Annotated in this window: 20 protein-coding genes and 3 tRNA genes; 17 read left to right on the top strand and 6 right to left on the bottom strand. The window is 49.6% G+C overall.

What is annotated here, in order from left to right; all coding sequences use genetic code 11:
* Positions 1-5: 5 nt before the first annotated feature.
* A complete protein-coding gene (locus LC084_RS14925; RefSeq protein WP_319004411.1) occupies positions 6-767 on the bottom strand; it encodes a GGDEF domain-containing protein in 762 nt (253 codons plus the stop codon).
* A 587-nt stretch (positions 768-1354) separates the two neighbouring features.
* Here LC084_RS14925 and LC084_RS14920 point away from each other — a divergent pair.
* Complete coding sequence (locus tag LC084_RS14920) at positions 1355-1600, top strand: DUF1435 family protein (RefSeq protein ID WP_226571982.1); 246 nt, start codon at positions 1355-1357, stop codon at positions 1598-1600.
* Positions 1601-1708: 108 nt separating this feature from the next.
* Here LC084_RS14920 and LC084_RS14915 read toward each other — a convergent pair.
* From LC084_RS14915 to rsmC, 4 genes are all read right to left on the bottom strand, one after another.
* Positions 1709-1795 (bottom strand) — tRNA-Leu (locus LC084_RS14915).
* 27 nt (positions 1796-1822) lie between these two features.
* Positions 1823-1909 (bottom strand) — tRNA-Leu (locus LC084_RS14910).
* Between the two features lie 26 nt (positions 1910-1935).
* Positions 1936-2022, bottom strand: a tRNA-Leu gene (locus LC084_RS14905).
* 134 nt (positions 2023-2156) lie between these two features.
* Positions 2157-3185 (bottom strand): 16S rRNA (guanine(1207)-N(2))-methyltransferase RsmC, encoded by a 1029-nt coding sequence (rsmC, locus tag LC084_RS14900; RefSeq protein ID WP_226571981.1) that lies wholly within the window; start codon positions 3183-3185, stop codon positions 2157-2159.
* 104 nt (positions 3186-3289) lie between these two features.
* On the opposite strand from rsmC, the gene LC084_RS14895 reads away from it, so the two are divergent.
* From LC084_RS14895 to deoD, 13 genes are all read left to right on the top strand, one after another.
* Positions 3290-3703 carry a DNA polymerase III subunit psi gene (locus tag LC084_RS14895; RefSeq protein ID WP_226571980.1) on the top strand — a complete coding sequence of 138 codons (414 nt, stop codon included), beginning with the start codon at positions 3290-3292 and terminating at the stop codon, positions 3701-3703.
* Positions 3672-4115 (top strand): ribosomal protein S18-alanine N-acetyltransferase, encoded by a 444-nt coding sequence (gene rimI, locus LC084_RS14890; RefSeq protein ID WP_226571979.1) that lies wholly within the window; start codon positions 3672-3674, stop codon positions 4113-4115. Before LC084_RS14895 ends, rimI begins: the two co-directional genes overlap by 32 nt.
* Before the next feature lie 29 nt (positions 4116-4144).
* A complete protein-coding gene (yjjG, locus tag LC084_RS14885; protein ID WP_226571978.1) occupies positions 4145-4822 on the top strand; it encodes a pyrimidine 5'-nucleotidase in 678 nt (225 codons plus the stop codon).
* Between the two features lie 94 nt (positions 4823-4916).
* Positions 4917-6506, top strand: a complete 1590-nt coding sequence (gene prfC / locus LC084_RS14880) for a peptide chain release factor 3 (protein WP_226571977.1) — start codon at positions 4917-4919, stop codon at positions 6504-6506.
* 379 nt (positions 6507-6885) lie between these two features.
* On the top strand, positions 6886-7503 hold the full coding sequence (gene osmY, locus LC084_RS14875; RefSeq protein WP_226571976.1) for a molecular chaperone OsmY: 618 nt from the start codon (positions 6886-6888) through the stop codon (positions 7501-7503).
* A 112-nt stretch (positions 7504-7615) separates the two neighbouring features.
* The gene (locus LC084_RS14870) at positions 7616-7777 is read left to right on the top strand and encodes a DUF1328 domain-containing protein (RefSeq protein ID WP_072006915.1); all 162 of its coding nucleotides are present in this window, start codon (positions 7616-7618) and stop codon (positions 7775-7777) included.
* Positions 7778-7881: 104 nt separating this feature from the next.
* Positions 7882-8946: a patatin-like phospholipase family protein gene (locus LC084_RS14865; RefSeq protein ID WP_226571975.1), complete on the top strand. Its 1065-nt coding sequence runs from the start codon at positions 7882-7884 to the stop codon at positions 8944-8946.
* Positions 8943-9734 (top strand): TatD family hydrolase, encoded by a 792-nt coding sequence (locus tag LC084_RS14860; protein WP_226572119.1) that lies wholly within the window; start codon positions 8943-8945, stop codon positions 9732-9734. The genes LC084_RS14865 and LC084_RS14860 overlap by 4 nt, the downstream gene beginning before the upstream one ends.
* Positions 9735-9892: 158 nt before the next feature.
* Positions 9893-11170 carry a NupC/NupG family nucleoside CNT transporter gene (locus tag LC084_RS14855; RefSeq protein ID WP_226571974.1) on the top strand — a complete coding sequence of 426 codons (1278 nt, stop codon included), beginning with the start codon at positions 9893-9895 and terminating at the stop codon, positions 11168-11170.
* A 275-nt stretch (positions 11171-11445) separates the two neighbouring features.
* Positions 11446-12225, top strand: coding sequence for a deoxyribose-phosphate aldolase (deoC, locus tag LC084_RS14850; protein WP_226572118.1), 780 nt, complete (start codon positions 11446-11448; stop codon positions 12223-12225).
* 55 nt (positions 12226-12280) lie between these two features.
* A complete protein-coding gene (gene deoA, locus LC084_RS14845; protein WP_226571973.1) occupies positions 12281-13603 on the top strand; it encodes a thymidine phosphorylase in 1323 nt (440 codons plus the stop codon).
* A gap of 73 nt (positions 13604-13676) precedes the next feature.
* Positions 13677-14900 (top strand): phosphopentomutase, encoded by a 1224-nt coding sequence (gene deoB, locus LC084_RS14840; RefSeq protein ID WP_226571972.1) that lies wholly within the window; start codon positions 13677-13679, stop codon positions 14898-14900.
* Between the two features lie 125 nt (positions 14901-15025).
* Entirely contained in the window at positions 15026-15745 is a 720-nt protein-coding gene (gene deoD, locus LC084_RS14835; protein ID WP_226571971.1) for a purine-nucleoside phosphorylase, read from the top strand.
* Between the two features lie 108 nt (positions 15746-15853).
* Here deoD and LC084_RS14830 read toward each other — a convergent pair whose 3' ends face one another.
* Complete coding sequence (locus LC084_RS14830) at positions 15854-16510, bottom strand: YtjB family periplasmic protein (RefSeq protein ID WP_226571970.1); 657 nt, start codon at positions 16508-16510, stop codon at positions 15854-15856.
* A gap of 110 nt (positions 16511-16620) precedes the next feature.
* Between LC084_RS14830 and serB the strand changes: the two genes are divergently transcribed.
* The 3 genes from serB to nadR all read left to right on the top strand — a co-directional run bounded on the left by serB (position 16621) and on the right by nadR (position 20412).
* Positions 16621-17592: a phosphoserine phosphatase gene (serB, locus tag LC084_RS14825; protein ID WP_226571969.1), complete on the top strand. Its 972-nt coding sequence runs from the start codon at positions 16621-16623 to the stop codon at positions 17590-17592.
* A 29-nt stretch (positions 17593-17621) separates the two neighbouring features.
* Positions 17622-19013: a DNA repair protein RadA gene (radA, locus tag LC084_RS14820; RefSeq protein ID WP_226571968.1), complete on the top strand. Its 1392-nt coding sequence runs from the start codon at positions 17622-17624 to the stop codon at positions 19011-19013.
* 151 nt (positions 19014-19164) lie between these two features.
* On the top strand, positions 19165-20412 hold the full coding sequence (gene nadR / locus LC084_RS14815; protein WP_226571967.1) for a multifunctional transcriptional regulator/nicotinamide-nucleotide adenylyltransferase/ribosylnicotinamide kinase NadR: 1248 nt from the start codon (positions 19165-19167) through the stop codon (positions 20410-20412).
* Positions 20413-20513: the final 101 nt, after the last annotated feature.

Genomic DNA, 20513 nt, shown 5'->3' with positions numbered 1-20513 from the left:
GTGCATCAGGCTGCGCTCCAAACGTCAAAGGACAATATATTGTTTCGCCCAAGGTTTTTAGCGCTGTAGAGCGCCTGATCAGCCTGGCTCAGGGCTGTTTCCATATCGTTATTTTTGACTTGTGACGAACCAATACTGATAGTCACATTGGTGGCGACACTTTCATTAAACATATGCGGTATGGAGAGATCGTAAACCCGCTGGCGAATGCGCTCTGCTGTTTCGTTGGCTTGCTGTGGCGTTGTATTAACCAGCAACACCATAAATTCCTCACCACCATAGCGCCCCACAATATCTCTGGAACGAACGGCATCGCGAATGGCTGCAGAAACTCGAGTTAGCGCCTGATCCCCCATCATATGACCGTAATGGTCGTTATAGGCTTTGAAGTGGTCGATATCCAGCAGTAATAACGTGTGCACAGAAGAGGTGTCTGTTAAGGCGTTTTCTGTGCGGTTTTCAAAACCACGCCGGTTATACAACCCAGTTAGAGGGTCTATCATACTGAGGTCGATCAGGGTTTCTTTTTCTGCTTCCAGGGTATTGAGCAGGCTCAGAATAAAACGGTCATTACGCTGCTTAATAACCTGGTGAATGGCAATACCCATTGTTGGCAATGCGAAGGAAAACAAAACGGGTACCCAGTATTCCCCTTTGGAAAGAATCAATATAGTCAATGTTGTGGGCAGACAATGTAGCAGGAAACTGATTAAGTTATTGATGAACGCAAGCGCCCCAATAAATAAGACGGCCAGCAATGTAACCATAAACCATTCAAGATCTGTGGATTGTAATGCATGTTGTGTCAGTACGGCATTCCACGCCCAAAAAACGCCAAATATCAGTGAGATGATATTTATATGAATGTATAATTTTTTGTTTTTTAAATTTGTTATAAGCAAAAAGACACTGCCAATGAAAATCATTGCAACTGGGGTGCGCACAATAATATGCACTTTGTTGGCTACTGGGTTGAGCATGCAATAAAGTGAGCTCAGCGAGTTCAGAAGCAAAAACAGGCGTAATGAAAGTTGATATTTTTCTTTCATCAGGCCTTGCCATGATGGTGTCGTCATATAAATCAGTGGTAAGAATAAAATATATTGCAATATCAATGATATTGCTTGAGTTATATCCCAACATTTTCTGAGAGATAAGCACTGCCAGAATGAGGTCGGATGAGTGTTATGTACAATCGTTCAATTTATCATCTTAAGAATAATCTGTCACCCCGGCCTGGTTTGCCATTTTCACAATACAGTATTTTGATTTTAGAAACATAAGATTTAATTGAAAATAATAATCATTAGCATATGATATTCTTTATCAATTGTCTGTCTGAATTGGGGAAGTGATGCACAAGCGTTTTGAAGGCGCCTGGGGCGTGATATTGGTGGGGGGAGTGATTCTCTGCCTGGCATTTATTGGCCTGTCATTTTCGTTATGGCGAGTGTTAACCGTTGTGGCTTTATTGAGCACGGCGGCAATGTTGTGGCATCCGCGCCTGCGGCATTTTATTTTGATCTCTTCTGCTTTGGCTTTGGGAAGTGGTGTTATGTTGTTGCTAAAAGCTATGATGGTCTGGCCGGTTTTGCCTTGAGCAGCATGTATAAAATATCGTGAGTGATACGCTTTGCTACAGAACGAAACGGGCTGGAGAGTGGAAACAAATAAGAAGAAATAAAACAGAAAAGGGGATACAAGGAACTGGTGCGAGGGGAGGGACTTGAACCCTCACGTCCGAAAGGACACTAACACCTGAAGCTAGCGCGTCTACCAATTCCGCCACCTTCGCACAGTAAGAGAGATATCGTTTTCGCATTGGTGCGAGGGGAGGGACTTGAACCCTCACGTCCGTAAGAACACTAACACCTGAAGCTAGCGCGTCTACCAATTCCGCCACCTTCGCGCAGTGCGAACGATATATGTGATTATTGGTGCGAGGGGAGGGACTTGAACCCTCACGTCCGAAAGGACACTAACACCTGAAGCTAGCGCGTCTACCAATTCCGCCACCTTCGCATACCATCAACACATGAAAGTGTTGTAACCACGGAGGCGCATTCTAGTGGTTTTCTGCTATTCGTCAACTGTTAATTACATGCCGCTTTTCTGAATGATGTAAAAAACGGCACCAGTAATCCCCGCACTTTGCGTTATTTTTTACCAGGACGCCGCAGTATGGCGCTATAGACTTTAAAACGCCCGGTTTGCGCAATGACTTCATGGCTGCCAAAAGTCTCATCCAGCACCTTGGGGTAAGGCAGAAAAGCGTTGGCAACAATGCGCAACTCTCCACCGATATTCAGGTGGCGCGCTGCGCCGCGGATTAACTGTTGCGCTGCATCCAGACTGGTTTGAATGCCATCATGAAATGGTGGGTTAGAGATTATCATGTCGAACCGACCCTGGATGTCACTAAAAACATTACTGGCCAGAACCTGGCCTTCCACTTCATTAGCAAGCAACGTGGCTTTAGTGGCTTCAATTGCTGCAGCGCTGACATCACATAATGTCAGGCGTACTTTCGGTGAATGTTCCGCCAGTGATACGGCCAGTACACCCGCACCACAGCCGACATCAAGCACTTTGCCTTTCGTGTGCGGAGTAAAGGTGGACAGTAGCAGTTGGCTGCCTGAGTCCAGCCCGTCACGGCTGAACACGCCCGGCAGGGTTTTCACCGTAATACCATCGGCCTGGTACTCGCCCCACCAGGTATCAGGAGAGAATGCCGGCTGCTTTTCCAACTGGCCATGGTAAAGACCGCAACGGCGAGCACTGTCAACTTTGGTTAATGGGCAAAATGCGGCAATCATTTGTTCCGCACTGCGGATTCCGCTACGGTTTTCACCCACAACAAAAACATGACTGCCAACGGGAAGCAGTGCCAGCAAGTTCATTAACTGGTAATGTGCTTCTGGCTTATTTTTCGGCCAGTAATAAATCAGCGTATCGCAGCCAGCAACCTGTTCGGCTTCGGCATACATCCCCCAGCTCGCTTGCTCGCCCATCTGTGCATTTAGCTGTTGCCAGTGATGATATTGTTGAGTAAATACCCTGGCAGAGGCACAGGGAAGCTGCGCGGGCAACATGTCTTGCAGATCACCTGCAAACAAAATATGGCTGTCCTGAAAATCATCACTGTTGCGCAGCAGAACTTCGCTGGCAGGGGTATACGCTGGCATTAACTGTCTCCTTAATATTCTGAGGCGTGATTATAGTGGTTTGTTGGCGCAGATACGACGGATTTGCTATATTTGCGCCCTTCTGACGAGAAACAAGGCTACGCATGACATCCCGACGAGACTGGCAACTTCAGCAACTGGGCATTACCCAATGGGTGCTACGCCGCCCCGGTGTGCTGCAAGGTGAGGTTGCTATCACAGTACCGTCTGCGGTGCGATTATTGATAGTTGCCCGGCCATTGCCGGAATTGCACAACCCTTTTATTCAGGATGTTCTGCGTGGTTTGCAACTCTCTGCAGAACAGGTCATGTTGTTATCCCCAGAAAAGGTAGACATGTTGCCGTCTGGTAGCTGCTGCCATATCTGGTGGTTGGGCGCTCCGTGCCCTGCCGCGCAGCCTGGCGTCAACTTATCCTCTCCCGGGTTGGATGAACTTTATCAGGACCACCAGGCGCGCCGGGCGCTGTGGAAACAAATTTGCCAACATGAACACGATCTCTTCCCTGACGCCAACTGACCTCGCAGCCGCCTGGGCGATAGAACAACGCAGCCACGCTTTCCCATGGAGTGAAAAAACGCTTATCAGTAACCAGGGTGAGCGGTATCGCAACTATGGCTTATGGGTGGATGGGCAACTGGCGGCCTTTGCCATCACGCAGGTTGTGCTGGACGAAGCAACACTGTTCAATATTGCTGTTGACCCTTCCATGCAACGTAAAGGGCTGGGGCGTGAATTGCTTGAGCACCTGATTGCAGCGCTGGAAAAAAGTGATGTACTCACGCTGTGGCTGGAGGTTCGGGCATCAAACCAGGGCGCCCGCGCTTTATATGAGCAATTAGGTTTTAACGAAGTCACCGTGCGCAGTAATTACTATCCTTGCGCCACCGGGCGTGAGGATGCCATTGTTATGGCGCTGCCGCTTGGGTGAATAAAAAAGAGAAACAACGGAGCGAAGCCATGCAGTGGGACTGGATTCTTTTTGATGCCGATGAAACGCTGTTTACGTTTGATGCGTTCAGCGGTTTGCAAAGAATGTTTCTGGATTATAGCGTTACGTTTACATCCGAAGATTTCCAGGATTATCAGGCTGTAAATAAGCCGTTGTGGGTGGATTACCAAAACGGCGCGATTAGTGCGTTACAATTGCAGCATCAACGCTTTCAAGGCTGGGCGGATAAATTGCGTGTACCGCCAGCTGAATTAAATGATGCGTTTTTAAATGCTATGGCGGAGATATGTTCGCCTTTACCTGGTGCTATGTCTCTGCTCAACGCTCTGCATGGCAAGGTAAAAATGGGCATCATCACTAATGGCTTTACTGCACTGCAGGAACGCCGCCTGGCACGCACAGGCACGGCGCATTTGTTCGATCTGTTGGTGATTTCTGAACAAGTAGGCGTGGCGAAGCCGGATGCTTCCATCTTTGATTATGCATTGAATAAAATGGGAAACCCTTCCCGTGCCCGTGTGTTAATGGTTGGAGATACACCTGAGTCCGATATTTTGGGTGGAATCAATGCTGGCCTGGCAACTTGCTGGGTCAACAGCCATCAGCGCACCCTGCCCGAAGGGATTACACCAGACTGGCAGGTAGCTTCGTTAAGCGAACTGGAGCAACGCCTGTGTAAACAATGATTGTCTGGCCCGGACTGTTGGGTAAAATAGCGCACATTTTTACCAATCCTTGAGGCGTGAACAGCGTTTGCGCCCTGACACAGAAGACTGAATTATGACGTTGTCTCCTTTCGAGCAAGAGGTGGCCCGCCGCCGCACTTTTGCCATCATTTCTCACCCGGATGCGGGTAAAACAACGATTACTGAAAAAGTGTTGTTGTTCGGACAGGCTATTCAAACCGCGGGAACAGTGAAAGGCCGCGGTTCCAGCCATCATGCCAAATCCGACTGGATGGAGATGGAAAAACAGCGTGGGATTTCTATTACCACATCTGTGATGCAGTTTCCGTATCATGATTGCCTGGTTAACCTGCTGGATACCCCAGGGCACGAAGACTTCTCTGAAGATACCTACCGTACACTGACCGCAGTTGACTGCTGCCTGATGGTGATTGACGCGGCGAAAGGTGTAGAAGACCGTACCCGTAAACTGATGGAAGTCACACGCTTGCGTGATACGCCTATCCTGACGTTTATGAACAAGCTTGACCGTGATATCCGCGACCCAATGGAGTTGCTGGATGAAGTGGAAAACGAACTGAATATTTCCTGCGCGCCTATCACCTGGCCTATTGGTTGTGGCAAATTATTTAAAGGCGTTTATCACCTGTACAAAGATGAAACCTATTTGTATCAGAGTGGCCAGGGGCACACCATTCAGGAAGTTCGTATTGTTAAAGGCCTGGATAACCCTGAGCTGGATAAAGCTGTAGGTGAGGATCTGGCCGGGCAATTGCGCGATGAGTTGGAGCTGGTGAAAGGGGCTTCCAATGAGTTTGATGAAGACTTGTTCCTGAGTGGCGATATTACACCTGTATTCTTCGGTACCGCGCTGGGTAACTTTGGTGTAGACCATATGCTTGATGGCCTTGTTGCCTGGGCACCGAAACCCATGCCACGCCAGACTGACGCGCGTACAGTTGAAGCTAAAGAAGATAAATTCACCGGCTTTGTTTTCAAAATTCAGGCCAATATGGACCCGAAACACCGTGACCGTGTTGCGTTTATGCGTGTTGTTTCCGGTAAATATGAAAAAGGGATGAAACTACGCCAGGTACGTACTGGCAAAGATGTTGTTATCTCTGATGCCCTGACTTTTATGGCTGGCGACCGTGCTCATGTTGAAGAAGCCTATCCTGGCGATATCCTTGGTCTGCATAACCACGGCACTATCCAGATTGGCGATACCTTCACGCAGGGTGAAAACATGAAGTTTACCGGGATCCCGAACTTCGCCCCAGAATTGTTCCGCCGTATTCGCCTGCGCGACCCGCTGAAGCAAAAACAGTTGCTCAAAGGGCTGGTGCAGTTATCTGAAGAAGGTGCGGTGCAAGTCTTCCGCCCGTTGATTAACAATGACTTGATTGTTGGTGCTGTTGGTGTGCTGCAGTTTGATGTCGTTGTTGCCCGCCTGAAAAGTGAATACAACGTTGAAGCAATTTATGAGTCAGTCAACGTTGCCACTGCCCGTTGGGTAGAATGCTCAGACGTGAAAAAATTCGAAGAATTTAAACGTAAAAATGAAGTACAACTGGCGCTGGATGGGGGAGATAACCTTGCGTATATCGCACCAACCATGGTTAACCTCAACCTGACTCAGGAACGCTACCCTGACGTGACATTCCGCAAAACGCGCGAACACTAACAGGGCATTTTGCCAACCGGCGAGTGCTGGTTTTGCCAGAGCCTGGCCTGCGAAATTAACGCGGGCCAGGCTTTTTTATATCCTTTCTTTCATTGTGCTTTTTGCGCAGAATGTTCTTAAAAACCCCCAAAATTAGGCCGATTTAGCGGTTTCTTCCGTTTATCCGATCGTTTTTTAAAGTCAGTGAACTATAGTGACTTCTGACAGCAACTTCTGGTTTAAAACGCTAACAAATACATACTATGTGGTTTTAAATGCGGATTATTTGTTCTTTTATTGAATTTATTCACCGTTAGTTGGTTTTTTTTAGACAGGGTGAATAACGGCTGGTTACTACCAGCACAGGCTCAAATACTGAGCAAACATAAGGAAAGAATCGATGAACATGACAAACAAGATTTCTCACTCTCTGCTGGCAATTGCGTTGGGTTCTGTTCTGGTTAGTGGTGCCGCTTTTGCTGAAAGCACTACAGCCGCTAAAGCACAGACTATGGCGGATTCTGCGGGACAAAAAATCGACAGCTCTGTCACTAAAGTCGGTAATTTCATGGATGATAGTGCGATAACAGCAAAAGTTAAATCGGCTTTAATGAATAACGACTCGGTCAAGAGTACCGATATCTCCGTCGACACAGACAAAGGCGTTGTGACCCTAAGTGGGTTTGTCACCAGCCAGAAACTGGCTGAAACGGCAGTGAATGTCGCCCAGCGTGTTGATGGCGTGAAGTCAGTCAGCGACAAATTGCAGGTGAAAGACAGTGATTCGCAGAGCCTGAAAGGTTATGCCGGTGATACCGCCACAACCAGCGAGATTAAGGCGAAGTTCCTTGCCGATGACATTGTTCCGTCGCGCAAAATAAAAGTGGAAACCACCCAGGGCGTGGTGCTGCTGACGGGGACCGTGAATAACAATGCACAGGCACAACGGGCAGAAACCATCGCTAAAGCCATTGATGGCGTGAAAAGTGTCAAAAATGAACTAAAAGTTAAAGCGTAAGAGTAATCAGACGGACCCGGGCTTGCCTCAGGCAAGCCCGACGCGAACCAACCAGGTGTTACTGGTGCACTGGCCGGTGGCAATCATTATTCACTTTGGGTAAGGAGCGTTTATGTTTCGTTGGGGAATTATCTTCTTAATTGTGGCAGTGATTGCGGCGGCGTTAGGCTTCGGCGGCCTGGCGGGGACTGCGGCAGGGGCTGCGAAAATTGTCTTTGTTGTCGGGATTGTGCTCTTTCTGGTCAGCCTTTTTACAGGGCGTCGGCGTCCATAGCTGGAAAGTGTGGTACAACATGGGTTGAGTAAGAGCCAGTCCGGGCGACTGGCTTTTTACTGTCTGGACCATTCCTTTTGTATAGCTAATCAGGCAGACCGCCCATGGGACAATATATTCCGGTGACACTTGGGGATCTCTCTCCACTCTCGTTAACACCTTTTGAACCAGGAAAAATGGCACTGGTTTGTGAAGGGGGCGGGCAGCGCGGCATTTTTACAGCCGGTGTGCTCGATGAGTTTTTACGTGCCAGTTTTAATCCATTTGATGATTTCTTTGGTACTTCTGCAGGTGCACAGAATTTATCGTCCTGGTTATGTGGGCAACGGGGCTATGCATGGCGTGTTATTACCCGCTATACCACGCAAAGAGAATTTTTTGACCCGGTACGCTTTGTGCGTGGCGGGCACCTGATTGATCTTGACTGGCTGGTGGATTCCACCGCGCAAACCATGCCACTGGCAATGGACCAGGCGGCAAAATTGTTTGACCAGGGAAAAAGGTTTTACCTGTGTGCCTGCCGCAGTGATGATTACACCCCAGAATATTTTTCTCCTGCCGCAGATACCTGGTTGGATCTGATTCGTGCCTCCAGCGCGATACCTGGTTTTTACCGTAATGGCGTAACATTGAATGGCATTAGTTATCAGGACGGGGGAATTAGTGATGCTATCCCGGTACAGGAAGCTGTGCGCCGTGGAGCAAAAACGGTAGTGGTTATCCGCACTGTTCCTTCGCAAATGTATTACACGCCACAGTGGTTTCAACGGATGCAGCGCTGGTTAGGTGAAAGCAGCTTACAGCCTTTGGTAAACCTGGTGCAGCACCATGAGGCCTGTTACAGCGCCACCCAGCAATTTATTGAATCGCCACCGGATGGGGTGAATGTGATTGAAATATACCCGCCAGTCGCGCTGAAAAGTATGGCCCTGGGGAGCCGTCTGCCTGCATTACGTGCTGATTATAAGATGGGGCGTCTGTGTGGACGCTATTTCCTGGCGACCGTCGCCAAATGGTTAGTTGCAGCACCACCGGTTGCAGCAGCGTTACCTGTTTCCCAAAAAATTATTATTCCAGGCCAGGCAGCTAACGATGTGGTGCCGGTTCGCCAGGCGAATGATGATACTTTTGGCAGCGATGGCCGCCTGGAGCAGGGAGATAGCGCCTGATGTACCGCTTTATTGATACCCACTGCCATTTTGATTTTCCCCCGTTTACTGGCGATGAAAAAAGCAGCCTGGCGCGTGCGGCGAACGCAGGAGTGGAGAAGATTATTGTTCCGGCAATTAGCGCCGGGCAATTTAACGCGGTGCTTGCTTTGGCGCGGGACTACCCGGCTGTCTATGCTGCTCTGGGTCTGCACCCCATGTATATCGAACAGCATGATGATGCCGCTTTACAGGCATTGGATAACGCCTTAGCCAGCCAACCGGAAAAAGTGGTCGCGGTGGGTGAAACCGGCCTGGATGCTTACCGTGAAACACCTGACTTACCGAAGCAGGTTGCTATGCTCCAAGCGCAATTTGCAATAGCAAAACGCTGGCAGTTACCTGTTATTCTTCATTCCCGGCGTACTCACGACAAGCTGGCTATGTTATTACGCCAGGCCTCATTGCCCAAAACCGGTGTGGTTCATGGGTTTTCTGGTAGTTTTGAACAGGCGATGCGGTTTGTCGATCTCGGTTATTACATTGGTGTGGGGGGAACCATCACCTATCCCCGTGCGGCAAAAACGCGTAAAGCCATTGCCCGGTTACCGCTTGAAGCACTGGTGCTCGAAACGGATTCACCAGATATGCCGCTCAATGGTTGGCAAGGGCAGGCAAACCGTCCAGAACGGGTCGCGCTAGTTTTTGACATACTTTGCCAGTTGCGTAGTGAGAATCCAGACGAAATAGCCTCTGCAATCATGCGAAATACTTGCGCACTTTTTCCTGCCGTTGCGCAAACCAATTGAAAATGTGACGTAGATCACTGTATAAGATTAACGTTTGTATTTGTTGCGTAGATAACGTGATTCATATATCAATTTAGTGATTTCCTACCGTTATAATGCCTGCGTTTTCGACCAATAATTCTGTTAATGAATATTTCTCTTGGCGCAGGAATCCATCTATGCAAATCCTCATGGGGTTAGTGGGCATGATCGTGTTGTTACTGATCGGCGTGCTCCTTTCAAGTAACCGTAAAGCTATTAATTTTCGAACCGTAATCGGTGCCTGGGTGATTCAGGTATTGATTGGCGCACTGGTGCTTTATGTGCCTATCGGCCGTAAAGTGCTGTTGGCAATGTCGGAAGGCGTTGCGAAAGTGATTGCCTACGGCAATGACGGGATTTCGTTCCTGTTTGGTGGCCTGGCTTCTGACAAAATGTTCGAAGTGTTCGGTAACCAGGGCTTTGTTTTCGCTTTGCGTGTCCTGCCTATTATTGTTTTCTTCTCATCTCTGATTGCTGTGCTGTATTACCTGGGGATCATGCAACTGATCATTCGTATCCTCGGGGGTGGCCTGCGTTATGTGTTGAAAACCTCACGTACTGAGTCACTTTCTGCCACAGCGAATATTTTTGTTGGGCAGACTGAAGCGCCTCTGGTTGTACGGCCCTATATTGCCACGATGACCCGTTCAGAACTGTTTGCCGTTATGTGTGGTGGTCTGGCATCTGTAGCGGGTTCTGTTCTGGCAGGTTATGCGCAGATGGGGGTTCCGCTGGAGTATTTGATTGCTGCTTCTTTCATGGCAGCACCTGGCGGCTTGTTGTTTGCCAAGCTTATCGTGCCGGAAACAGAAACACCTCATGATGCGCCAGATTTGAAAATTGGTGAAAACGACCCTGATCGCCCAAGTAATGTGCTGGATGCCGCTGCTTCTGGTGCCTCTTCTGGTATGCAACTGGCACTGAATGTCGGGGCCATGTTGCTGGCATTTGTTGCGTTGATTGCTTTGCTCAACGGTATTTTGTCTGGTGTAGGTGGCTGGTTTAATCACCCGGAACTTTCTATGCAGTTGATTCTGGGCTGGGTATTTTCTCCTCTTGCCTGGATTATTGGCGTTCCGTGGAATGAAGCAACGGTTGCCGGTTCCTTTATTGGTCAGAAGCTGATTATCAATGAGTTTGTTGCCTACCTGAACTTTGGCGCTTACCTGAAAGATGATGCGACCGTGGCTGCGGCTGGCTTGCAAGTGTTATCTGCTCACACCAAAGCGATTATCTCTTTTGCATTGTGTGGGTTTGCTAACCTCTCCTCCATTGCCATTTTGATTGGTGGGTTAGGCAGTATGGCACCAGGCCGCCGTCATGATGTCGCCCGTATGGGGTTAAAAGCGGTTGCCGCCGGGACATTATCTAACCTGATGAGTGCAACAATTGCCGGGATATTCCTGTCAATGTAGAGCGGTTTGTTATTTTTATAACATTTTGCAATGTGAGAAAGGCCGGGGGGGAACCGGCCTTTCTTATTTTGGGTGAGCGTGATTTTATCTTGTCTGTCGCATATAATTGTTGCAGGAATATCACCAGAGTTGTCTGTTTTGCGAAACTATGCACAAAACATGGCTGGTGATGAATGTTATAATTTTAACATTACATATACTGCGAAACTGAATAGCGTGGTGGGTTTAAGCTCTGCTTGTGGGTGCCTGTACCACGCTTTTCGTTGGAGACGATGATGAATGATTTAACCAGTAGCAGCCTGCGCGCACTGCACTTAATGGATTTAACCACGCTGAATGAAGATGACACGGATGAAAAAGTTATCGCTCTGTGTCGCCAGGCCAAAACCCCCGTGGGAACACCCGCGGCTATTTGCATTTATCCTCGCTTTATCCCTGTCGCTCGTAAGGCGCTCAAATCCCAGGGTACGCCGGAAGTTCGAATTGCAACAGTGACCAATTTCCCCCATGGCAACGATGACATCGAGATTGCGTTGGCAGAAACCCGTGCAGCCATTGCTTATGGTGCAGATGAAGTGGATGTTGTGTTTCCTTACCGGGCATTAATGGCTGGTGATGAAGAGATTGGTTTTGCGCTGGTCAGTGCCTGTAAAGCCGCCTGTACGGCTGCAAATGTGCTGCTGAAAGTCATTATTGAAACCGGTGAGTTAAAAACGGAAGCACTGATTCGTAAGGCTTCTACTATTGCCATTAATGCTGGTGCCGATTTTATTAAGACATCTACCGGGAAAGTGCCAGTTAACGCGACGCCGGAAAGCGCACGCCTGATGATGGAAGTTATTCGGAATATGGGCGTTCAGGAAACCGTGGGGTTTAAACCCGCAGGTGGTGTGCGTACTGCCGAAGATGCACAGCAGTATTTGCAAATGGCTGGTGACATCCTTGGCGAAAATTGGGCTGATACCCGCCACTTCCGCTTTGGCGCATCCAGCCTGCTTGCCAGTTTATTGAAGGCCCTTGGCCACGGTGACGGCCAGAGCAACAGCCAATATTGATCTTCCCAGGGAAGAGGGGCTTTCCCTTATTCCCTGATACCTTCAGGAGGCGACAGTGTTTCTTGCCCAGGAAATTATCCGTAAAAAACGTGATGGACACCCGCTGAGTGACGAAGAGATCCGTTTTTTTGTCAATGGGATCCGTGATAACACCGTTTCAGAAGGGCAAATTGCAGCCCTGGCAATGACGATTTTTTTCCACGATATGACGATGCCTGAACGCGTTTCGTTGACGATGGCGATGCGTGATTCTGGGACAGTTTTGGACTGGTCATCCCTCAATTTACATGGCCCGATAGTGGATAAGCACTCGACTGGCGGTGTAGGCGATGTGACTTCTCTGATGCTCGGGCCGATGGTGGCAGCCTGTGGTGGGTATGTACCGATGATTTCGGGGCGTGGGTTGGGCCACACGGGGGGGACTCTGGATAAACTGGAGTCCATTCCGGGCTTTGATATTTACCCGGACGATACGCATTTTCGCCATATTATTTCGTCTGTTGGCGTGGCAATCATTGGGCAAACGAATTCTCTGGCCCCGGCAGATCGCCGCTTTTATGCCACACGCGATATCACCGCAACGGTAGATTCTATTCCACTGATAACCGCCTCTATTCTGGCGAAAAAACTGGCTGAAGGGCTGGATGCGCTGGTGATGGACATCAAAGTCGGTAGCGGCGCATTTATGCCAACGTATGAACAATCTGAAGCACTGGCCCGGGCAATTGTTTCTGTTGCAAATGGTGCCGGTGTGCGTACCACGGCTTTGCTCACTGATATGAACCAGGTGCTGGCTTCATCGGCGGGGAATGCGCTGGAAGTGCGTGAAGCTGTGCGCTTCCTAACGGGTGAGCAGCGTAACCCTCGCCTGGAGGCTGTCACCATGGCCTTGAGCGTTGAAATGCTGTTGTCGGGCAAACTGGCTGCCGATGAAGCAACCGCCCGGAAGATGCTGAATGATGTGCTGGATAACGGCAAAGCTGCAGAGTGTTTTGGCCGCATGGTTGCCGCACAGCACGGGCCAACCGATTTTGTTGAACACTATGACCGTTACCTGCCTGAAGCCATGCTCAGCAAAGCGGTGTTTGCTGATACGAGTGGTTATGTCACCGCAATGGATACCCGCATGCTTGGTATGGCTGTGGTGTCTTTGGGCGGCGGACGCCACCAGGCCAGCGATGAGATTGATTACAGCGTAGGGCTGTCTGATGTCGTGCGTTTGGGGGAAAAGTTGGATACCCAGCGGCCTCTGGCTGTTATCCATGCCCGCGGCGAAGCTGAGTGGTTGGCTGCGGCGCAAATGGTGAAAACTGCCATCACCATCGGCAGCGCCCCTGTGGCTGACACTCCGGTGGTATATAGCACTATCACCCAATAACTGGCATACTTTTCTGATCACTTTCTTTTAGCGCCGTCGGTTGCCACCCGCTGGCAACGATGCAGGAGAAATTATGAAACGTGCATTCATTATGGTGCTGGACTCGTTTGGCATTGGCGCAACTGAAGATGCCGATAAATTCGGTGATGCAGGCTCAGATACACTGGGCCATATTGCTCAGGCTTGTGCTAACGGCGAGGCAGACAAAGGCCGCCATGGCCCTCTCAACTTGCCTAATCTCACTCAACTTGGCCTGGCGAAAGCCCACGAAGGTTCCACCGGGAGCCTTCCGGCTGGTATGGACGGTAATGCAGTAATTACTGGTGCGTATGGCTGGGCACATGAACTCTCTTCGGGTAAAGACACGCCTTCCGGCCACTGGGAAATAGCTGGTGTACCTGTGTTGTTTGACTGGGGGTATTTCAGCGACGTAGAGAACAGTTTCCCCCAAGAGTTGTTGGATGAACTGGTGCAACGCGCTGACCTGCCCGGTTACCTGGGTAACTGCCACTCTTCGGGCACCGTTATTCTCGATAAACTGGGCGAAGAGCATATGAAAACCGGAAAACCGATTTTCTATACCTCTGCTGACTCTGTTTTCCAGATTGCCTGCCATGAAGAAACCTTCGGCCTGCAACGCCTTTACGATTTATGCGAAATTGCGCGTGAGGTGCTCACTAACGGTGGCTATAACATTGGCCGTGTCATTGCGCGTCCTTTTGTGGGTGAAAAAGCTGGAGCCTTTGAACGAACTGGAAATCGCCATGATCTGGCTGTTGAACCGCCGTCAGCGACAGTGTTGAAAAAGCTGGTGGATGAAAAGCAAGGCCAGGTCGTCTCTGTTGGCAAAATTGCCGATATCTACGCCAATGTGGGTATTACCAAAAAGGTGAAAGCAACCGGGTTGGATGCGTTATTTGACGCGACGCTGGCAGAAGTGAAAGCGGCAGGGGATAACACCATTGTGTTTACCAACTTCGTTGATTTTGACTCTTCCTGGGGGCACCGCCGTGATGTGGCCGGGTATGCTGCTGGTCTGGAGTTGTTCGACCGCCGTCTGCCTGAGTTGCTGGCTTTGCTGGAAGGTGATGATCTCCTGATTCTGACTGCAGACCACGGTTGTGATCCAACCTGGAGTGGTACTGATCATACCCGCGAGCACATTCCGGTATTAATTGCTGGCCCGCGTGTACAGCCAGGCTCTTTGGGGCATCGCGAAACCTTTGCGGATATTGGCCAGACACTGGCTCACTATTTTGGTACCTCTGCCATGGACTATGGCAAAAATATGTTGTGAGTGACGGTAGCCATGGGCGGGGAACCCTCATGGCAGAATACTGTGCCAGTGCAGCCGTTGAGCTTTGTGCCCGGTATTTGAAAAGTGACCTTCTAAAAGCCGACTATTAATTAAGGAATATAACCATGGCAACGCCACACATTAATGCAGAAATGGGCGATTTCGCTGACGTCGTTTTAATGCCAGGCGACCCGCTGCGCGCTAAACACATTGCTGAAACTTTCCTGGAAAATGCGCGGGAAGTGAATAATGTTCGCGGCATGTTGGGTTTCACCGGTACCTATAAGGGCCGCAAAATTTCAGTAATGGGCCATGGCATGGGGATCCCCTCCTGCTCTATTTACACCAAAGAGCTGATAACAGAGTTTGGTGTGAAGAAAATTATCCGCGTGGGGTCATGTGGCGCTGTGCGTCAGGACGTGCATTTACGCGATGTCGTCATTGGTATGGGCGCCAGTACAGACTCCAAAGTTAACCGCATTCGTTTTAAAGACCATGATTTTGCAGCGCTGGCCGATTTTGACATGGTGCGTAATGCAGTTGATGCCGCAAAAGCATTGGGGGTGGATGCCCGTGTTGGCAACCTGTTCTCGGCTGACCTGTTCTACTCTCCGGACGTTTCCATGTTTGATGTAATGGAACAATACGGCATTTTGGGCGTGGAAATGGAAGCGGCTGGTATTTACGGTGTTGCGGCAGAGTTCGGTGCGAAAGCGCTGGCGATTTGCACGGTATCGGACCATATCCGTACCCATGAGCAAACTACTGCAGAAGAACGCCAGACCACCTTTAACGACATGATAAAAATTGCCCTGGAATCGGTATTGTTGGGCGATAAAGCCTGATAACGCACCGTTTTTCTTGTTGTGCCAGCTTGTCTGGCACAACAGGTTTCTTCTCCCACCGCCTTCTGTCTGCCTGGCTAATACCGGATACTGTAGTGTTGCAATGGCTCAGGGCTTATCTTTGTCTTCGGGCGTATCGTTATCTTCTTCTTTTACGGACTTACTGGCTGTGAGCAGGAATGGCGATTGCTGCCAGCGTGTGCGTTTACCCTGTAACAAGGTACGAGCGAGGATAATGCCAATAGCGACACTCAACAGCATCATCAGGCGCAAAATATTGGTCGTGTTATCCACCTGGCGGGCGTCCGTTGGTAGCGTGTGTGTGTCGAGCGTTAAACGCAAATAACCCAGCAGCGTATTTTTCTCTTCAACGGGCTGGACAATTTGCTGGTTGAAATAGCTGCCGGCTTTTTTTCCATCCAACGCCAGCCTGTCTCGCACATTGACATTTTCGCCTGCCTTGACGATTAAATTTCCTTGCGAATCGTAGACACTCGCATCAAGAATACGCCCTTGTTGAGTTAAATTGCGCAGAATGATTGCAATGTGCTTTTCATCAGGGGTATCCCCTTTGAGTAGGGGAACCAGGCGGTAACTGACTTGTACTGCCAGGGTGTTGGCCAGTTCTTCAAACTGCAAATTACGGGTTTTTTGGTGGCTTTGGCTGAACCACGAGGCGCCTTGCATTAATGCAACCAGCAATGCCAGGCAAATTAAGATAATTAATGTACGATGCACACGGAATTTCAGTTTAGCCAGTGCCATAACTCACCTATTGAAAAATTGCTGCCTGCATGTTGCCAGAAGCAGGCATCACAGGGTAGCCTCATGCGTTGTTTTATTCCGGCATGAATTCGATTTTTACAGGAGCTGTAATGCCAAATAGCCTGACATGGTGCGATTTGCCCAACGATGTTTCCTTGTGGCCCGGATTGCCGCTTTCGCTTAGTGGTGATGAAGTAATGCCACTGGATTACCGTGCTGGCCGGACTGGCTGGCTCCTGTATGGGCGCGGTCTGGATAAAAATAGCCTGACCAAATATCAGCGTAAGCTGGGCGCAGCTATGGTGATTGTTTCCGCCTGGGATGTGGAAGAATATCAGGTGGTTCGCCTTGCGGGTTCACTGACACCAAGAGCGACCAAACTGGCGCATGATGCTGGTTTGGATGTCGCGCCTTTGGGGAAACTACCTAACCTGCGCAAGCCCGGCTTGCTGGTCATGGATATGGATTCAACGGCCATCCAGATAGAGTGTATTGATGAAATAGCCAAACTGGCTGGCACTGGTGAACAAGTTGCGGCAGTGACAGAGCGCGCCATGCGGGGTGAACTGGATTTTGCTGCCAGCCTCCGCGAGCGTGTAGGCACATTGAAAGGCGCGGATGCAGGTATCCTTCAGCAGGTACTGGATACCCTGCCGTTGATGCCGGGGCTGATAGCCATGGTAGCGAAATTGCACGCCTTTGGCTGGCAGGTTGCTATTGCTTCAGGTGGTTTTACTTTCTTTGCCGATCATTTGAAAAACCAACTGAATTTATGTGCTGCAGTGGCAAACCAGATGGGGATTGAGCAGGGTAAACTCACCGGGGAAGTTGTTGGGCCGATTGTGGATGCTCGCTATAAAGCCGATACTCTCAAGCAGCTCGCCGATACCTGGGATATCGACCCTGCGCAAACTGTAGCCATTGGCGATGGCGCGAACGATTTGTTAATGATAAAAGCCGCCGGGTTAGGGATTGCCTACCATGCGAAGCCAAAAGTGAATGAGAAAACGGAAGTGACTATCCGCCATGCGGATCTTCTCGGGGTCTTCTGTATTCTTTCTGGCAGCCTGAAGCAGGAATAACCCGGCAGCAATAAGAGCGAGGTAATGTGGTGGCGAAAGCACCTAAAAGAGCGTTTGTCTGTAATGAGTGTGGTGCGGATTACCCGCGCTGGCAGGGGCAGTGCAGTGCATGCCATGCATGGAATACCATTACTGAGGTGCGAATAGCGGCATCCCCACAGGTCGCCCGCAATGAGAAACTGTCTGGCTATGCGGGTAATGCTGGCATTAGCAAAGTTCAAAAGCTGTCAGAAATTAGCCTTGAGGAATTACCCCGTTTTTCTACTGGCTTTAAAGAGTTCGACCGGGTTCTGGGCGGCGGAGTGGTGCCAGGAAGCGCCATTTTAATCGGGGGTAACCCTGGGGCGGGTAAATCCACCCTGTTGCTGCAAACTTTGTGCAAACTCGCCGAACAAATGAAAACGTTGTATGTCACTGGGGAAGAGTCGCTCCAGCAGGTTGCTATGCGTGCCCACCGCCTGGGGTTACCGGGTAGCAATCTGAATATGTTGTCAGAAACCAGCATTGAACAGATTTGCCTGGTGGCTGACCAGGAACAGCCGAAACTGATGGTTATCGATTCCATTCAGGTCATGCATATGGCGGATATTCAGTCTTCACCGGGCAGTGTGGCACAGGTGCGGGAAACGGCTGCCTACTTAACACGTTACGCGAAGATGCGCGGTGTGGCTGTGATTATGGTGGGCCATGTAACGAAAGATGGCTCACTGGCTGGCCCGAAAGTACTTGAACACTGCATTGACTGCTCTGTGCTGCTGGATGGTGATGCCGATTCGCGTTTTCGCACATTGCGTAGCCATAAAAACCGCTTTGGTGCTGTGAATGAACTGGGCGTTTTTGCTATGACTGAGCAGGGAATGCGCGAAGTGAGTAATCCCTCGGCTATTTTCTTGAGCCGGGGCGATGAACTGACATCTGGCAGCTCTGTAATGGTGGTTTGGGAAGGCACCCGGCCTTTGCTGGTAGAAATACAGGCACTTGTGGACCAGTCTATGATGTCTAACCCAAGGCGTGTTGCTGTTGGGCTTGAACAGAACCGCCTGGCTATTTTGCTGGCTGTGCTGCACCGCCATGGTGGGTTACAAATGGCCGACCAGGATGTGTTTGTTAATGTTGTAGGTGGTGTAAAAGTTGCCGAAACCAGTGTGGACTTAGCGCTGTTACTGGCTATTGTCTCCAGCCTGAGAGATCGCCCATTACCGCAAGACCTGGTGGTGTTTGGCGAAGTTGGCCTTTCCGGGGAGATTCGTCCGGTGCCCAGCGGGCAGGAGCGTATCACGGAAGCGTCTAAACATGGTTTTCGCCGGGCGATTGTTCCCCATGCCAATGTGCCAAAGCGCCCACCAGCAGGGATGGAGATCTTCGGTGTAAAAAAACTGGCGGACGCACTGGCTGTATTTGATGATTTATTTGTCTCATAACGACATCGATGGCTGCAATTTCCTGTCGCTGGTTGGCCCTGGTGCCTTCAATTAATGTCGCCTGGAATTCAACCGTACCCCGTTTATTCTTACTATGCCTGCGTCTATTACACAGGCATAGTTATTCCCCAGAGATTGCAGGAGGCAACGCTTGTCAGCATTTGAATATTTAAAACACGCTATTCGCCAGAAAGGCTGCACACTCCAGCAAGTCGCTGATGCCAGTGGCATGACGAAAGGCTATCTGAGCCAATTATTAAACGCCAAAATCAAAAGCCCCAGCGCACAAAAACTAGAGGCGTTGCACCGTTTCCTTGACCTGGAGTTTCCTCGTGTGGAAAAGCGTGTCGGGGTGGTATTTGGTAAGTTTTACCCGCTGCATACTGGGCATATCTATTTAATTCAGCGTGCTTGCAGCCAGGTTGATGAACTGCATATCATCATGGGTTACGACGAGACACGAGATCGTGAGTTGTTTGAAGCCAGCGCAATGTCGCAACAGCCGACTATCAGTGACCGTTTGCGTTGGTTACTGCAAACTTTTAAGTACCAGAAAAATATACATATTCATGCTTTCAACGAAGAGGGAATGGAACCTTATCCCTGGGGTTGGGATGTTTGGAGTAAGGGCATTAATGCTTTTATGGACAGTAAAGGCATTTACCCGGACCAGATTTATACATCTGAAGCCTCTGATGCGCCACAGTACCTGGAACATTTAGGGATCCAGACCGTACTGGTGGATCCTGACCGCACATTTATGAATATCAGTGGCGGGCAAATTCGTGAGAATCCATTCCGCTTCTGGGATTACATTCCCACAGAAGTTAAGCCCTTTTTTGTGCGAACTGTTGCTATTTTAGGGGGGGAATCTAGTGGTAAATCCACTATGGTGAATAAACTGGCAAATATCTTCAATACCACCAGTGCCTGGGAGTTTGGCCGCGAGTATGTCTTTTCTCATTTGGGGGGAGACGGCAGAGCATTGCAATATACTGACTATGATAAAATTGCGATTGGCCATTCTCAATATATTGATTTTGCAGTTAAATATGCGAATAAAGTGGTGTTTATTGATACGGATTTTGTCACTATTCAGGCCTTCTGCAAGGCGAATGAAGGGCGTGAACATCCTTTTGTGCAGGCGATGATAGATGAGTATCGTTTTGATCTGGTCATTTTGCTGGAAAACAACATGCCCTGGGTCGCTGGGGATTTTCGCCGTTCGGGAAGCGGTAGTGAACGTGAGCGCAAGGCTTTTCAGGCGCAATTAGTTTCAATGCTACAGGCAAACGGTATTGATTATGCCCGCGTTGATGATAAAGACTACGATACACGCTTTTTGCGTTGTGTCAGCCTGGTGCGCCAGTTGATGGGTGAAGAGAGTTCCGGGCAATAAAACACACGGCTGTTTCTGAGCCAGTATCCCGGTGTCAGCCATACTCTGAACTTACTCACAACGAAAACCAACGGTGACAACAAAGAAAACAGCCACCTGTA

Source organism: Mangrovibacter yixingensis (genome assembly GCF_020523985.1).
GTDB classification, from domain to species: Bacteria; Pseudomonadota; Gammaproteobacteria; order Enterobacterales; family Enterobacteriaceae; genus Mangrovibacter; species Mangrovibacter yixingensis.
This window is presented reverse-complemented; position numbering and strand designations above follow the sequence as displayed.

Excerpts from the sequence above, each read along its gene's own strand:
- osmY (WP_226571976.1), top strand. The coding sequence starts at position 6,886 with ATGAACATGACAAACAAGATTTCTCACTCTCTGCTGGCAATTGCGTTG.
- prfC (WP_226571977.1), top strand. The coding sequence starts at position 4,917 with ATGACGTTGTCTCCTTTCGAGCAAGAGGTGGCCCGCCGCCGCACTTTT.
- rimI (WP_226571979.1), top strand. The coding sequence starts at position 3,672 with ATGAACACGATCTCTTCCCTGACGCCAACTGACCTCGCAGCCGCCTGG.
- LC084_RS14920 (WP_226571982.1), top strand. The coding sequence starts at position 1,355 with ATGCACAAGCGTTTTGAAGGCGCCTGGGGCGTGATATTGGTGGGGGGA.
- serB (WP_226571969.1), top strand. The coding sequence starts at position 16,621 with ATGCCAAATAGCCTGACATGGTGCGATTTGCCCAACGATGTTTCCTTG.
- deoB (WP_226571972.1), top strand. The coding sequence starts at position 13,677 with ATGAAACGTGCATTCATTATGGTGCTGGACTCGTTTGGCATTGGCGCA.
- LC084_RS14895 (WP_226571980.1), top strand. The coding sequence starts at position 3,290 with ATGACATCCCGACGAGACTGGCAACTTCAGCAACTGGGCATTACCCAA.
- yjjG (WP_226571978.1), top strand. The coding sequence starts at position 4,145 with ATGCAGTGGGACTGGATTCTTTTTGATGCCGATGAAACGCTGTTTACG.
- deoD (WP_226571971.1), top strand. The coding sequence starts at position 15,026 with ATGGCAACGCCACACATTAATGCAGAAATGGGCGATTTCGCTGACGTC.
- LC084_RS14925 (WP_319004411.1), bottom strand. The coding sequence starts at position 767 with ATGGTTACATTGCTGGCCGTCTTATTTATTGGGGCGCTTGCGTTCATC.
- LC084_RS14830 (WP_226571970.1), bottom strand. The coding sequence starts at position 16,510 with ATGGCACTGGCTAAACTGAAATTCCGTGTGCATCGTACATTAATTATC.
- rsmC (WP_226571981.1), bottom strand. The coding sequence starts at position 3,185 with ATGCCAGCGTATACCCCTGCCAGCGAAGTTCTGCTGCGCAACAGTGAT.
- deoC (WP_226572118.1), top strand. The coding sequence starts at position 11,446 with ATGAATGATTTAACCAGTAGCAGCCTGCGCGCACTGCACTTAATGGAT.
- LC084_RS14855 (WP_226571974.1), top strand. The coding sequence starts at position 9,893 with ATGCAAATCCTCATGGGGTTAGTGGGCATGATCGTGTTGTTACTGATC.
- LC084_RS14865 (WP_226571975.1), top strand. The coding sequence starts at position 7,882 with ATGGGACAATATATTCCGGTGACACTTGGGGATCTCTCTCCACTCTCG.
- LC084_RS14870 (WP_072006915.1), top strand. The coding sequence starts at position 7,616 with ATGTTTCGTTGGGGAATTATCTTCTTAATTGTGGCAGTGATTGCGGCG.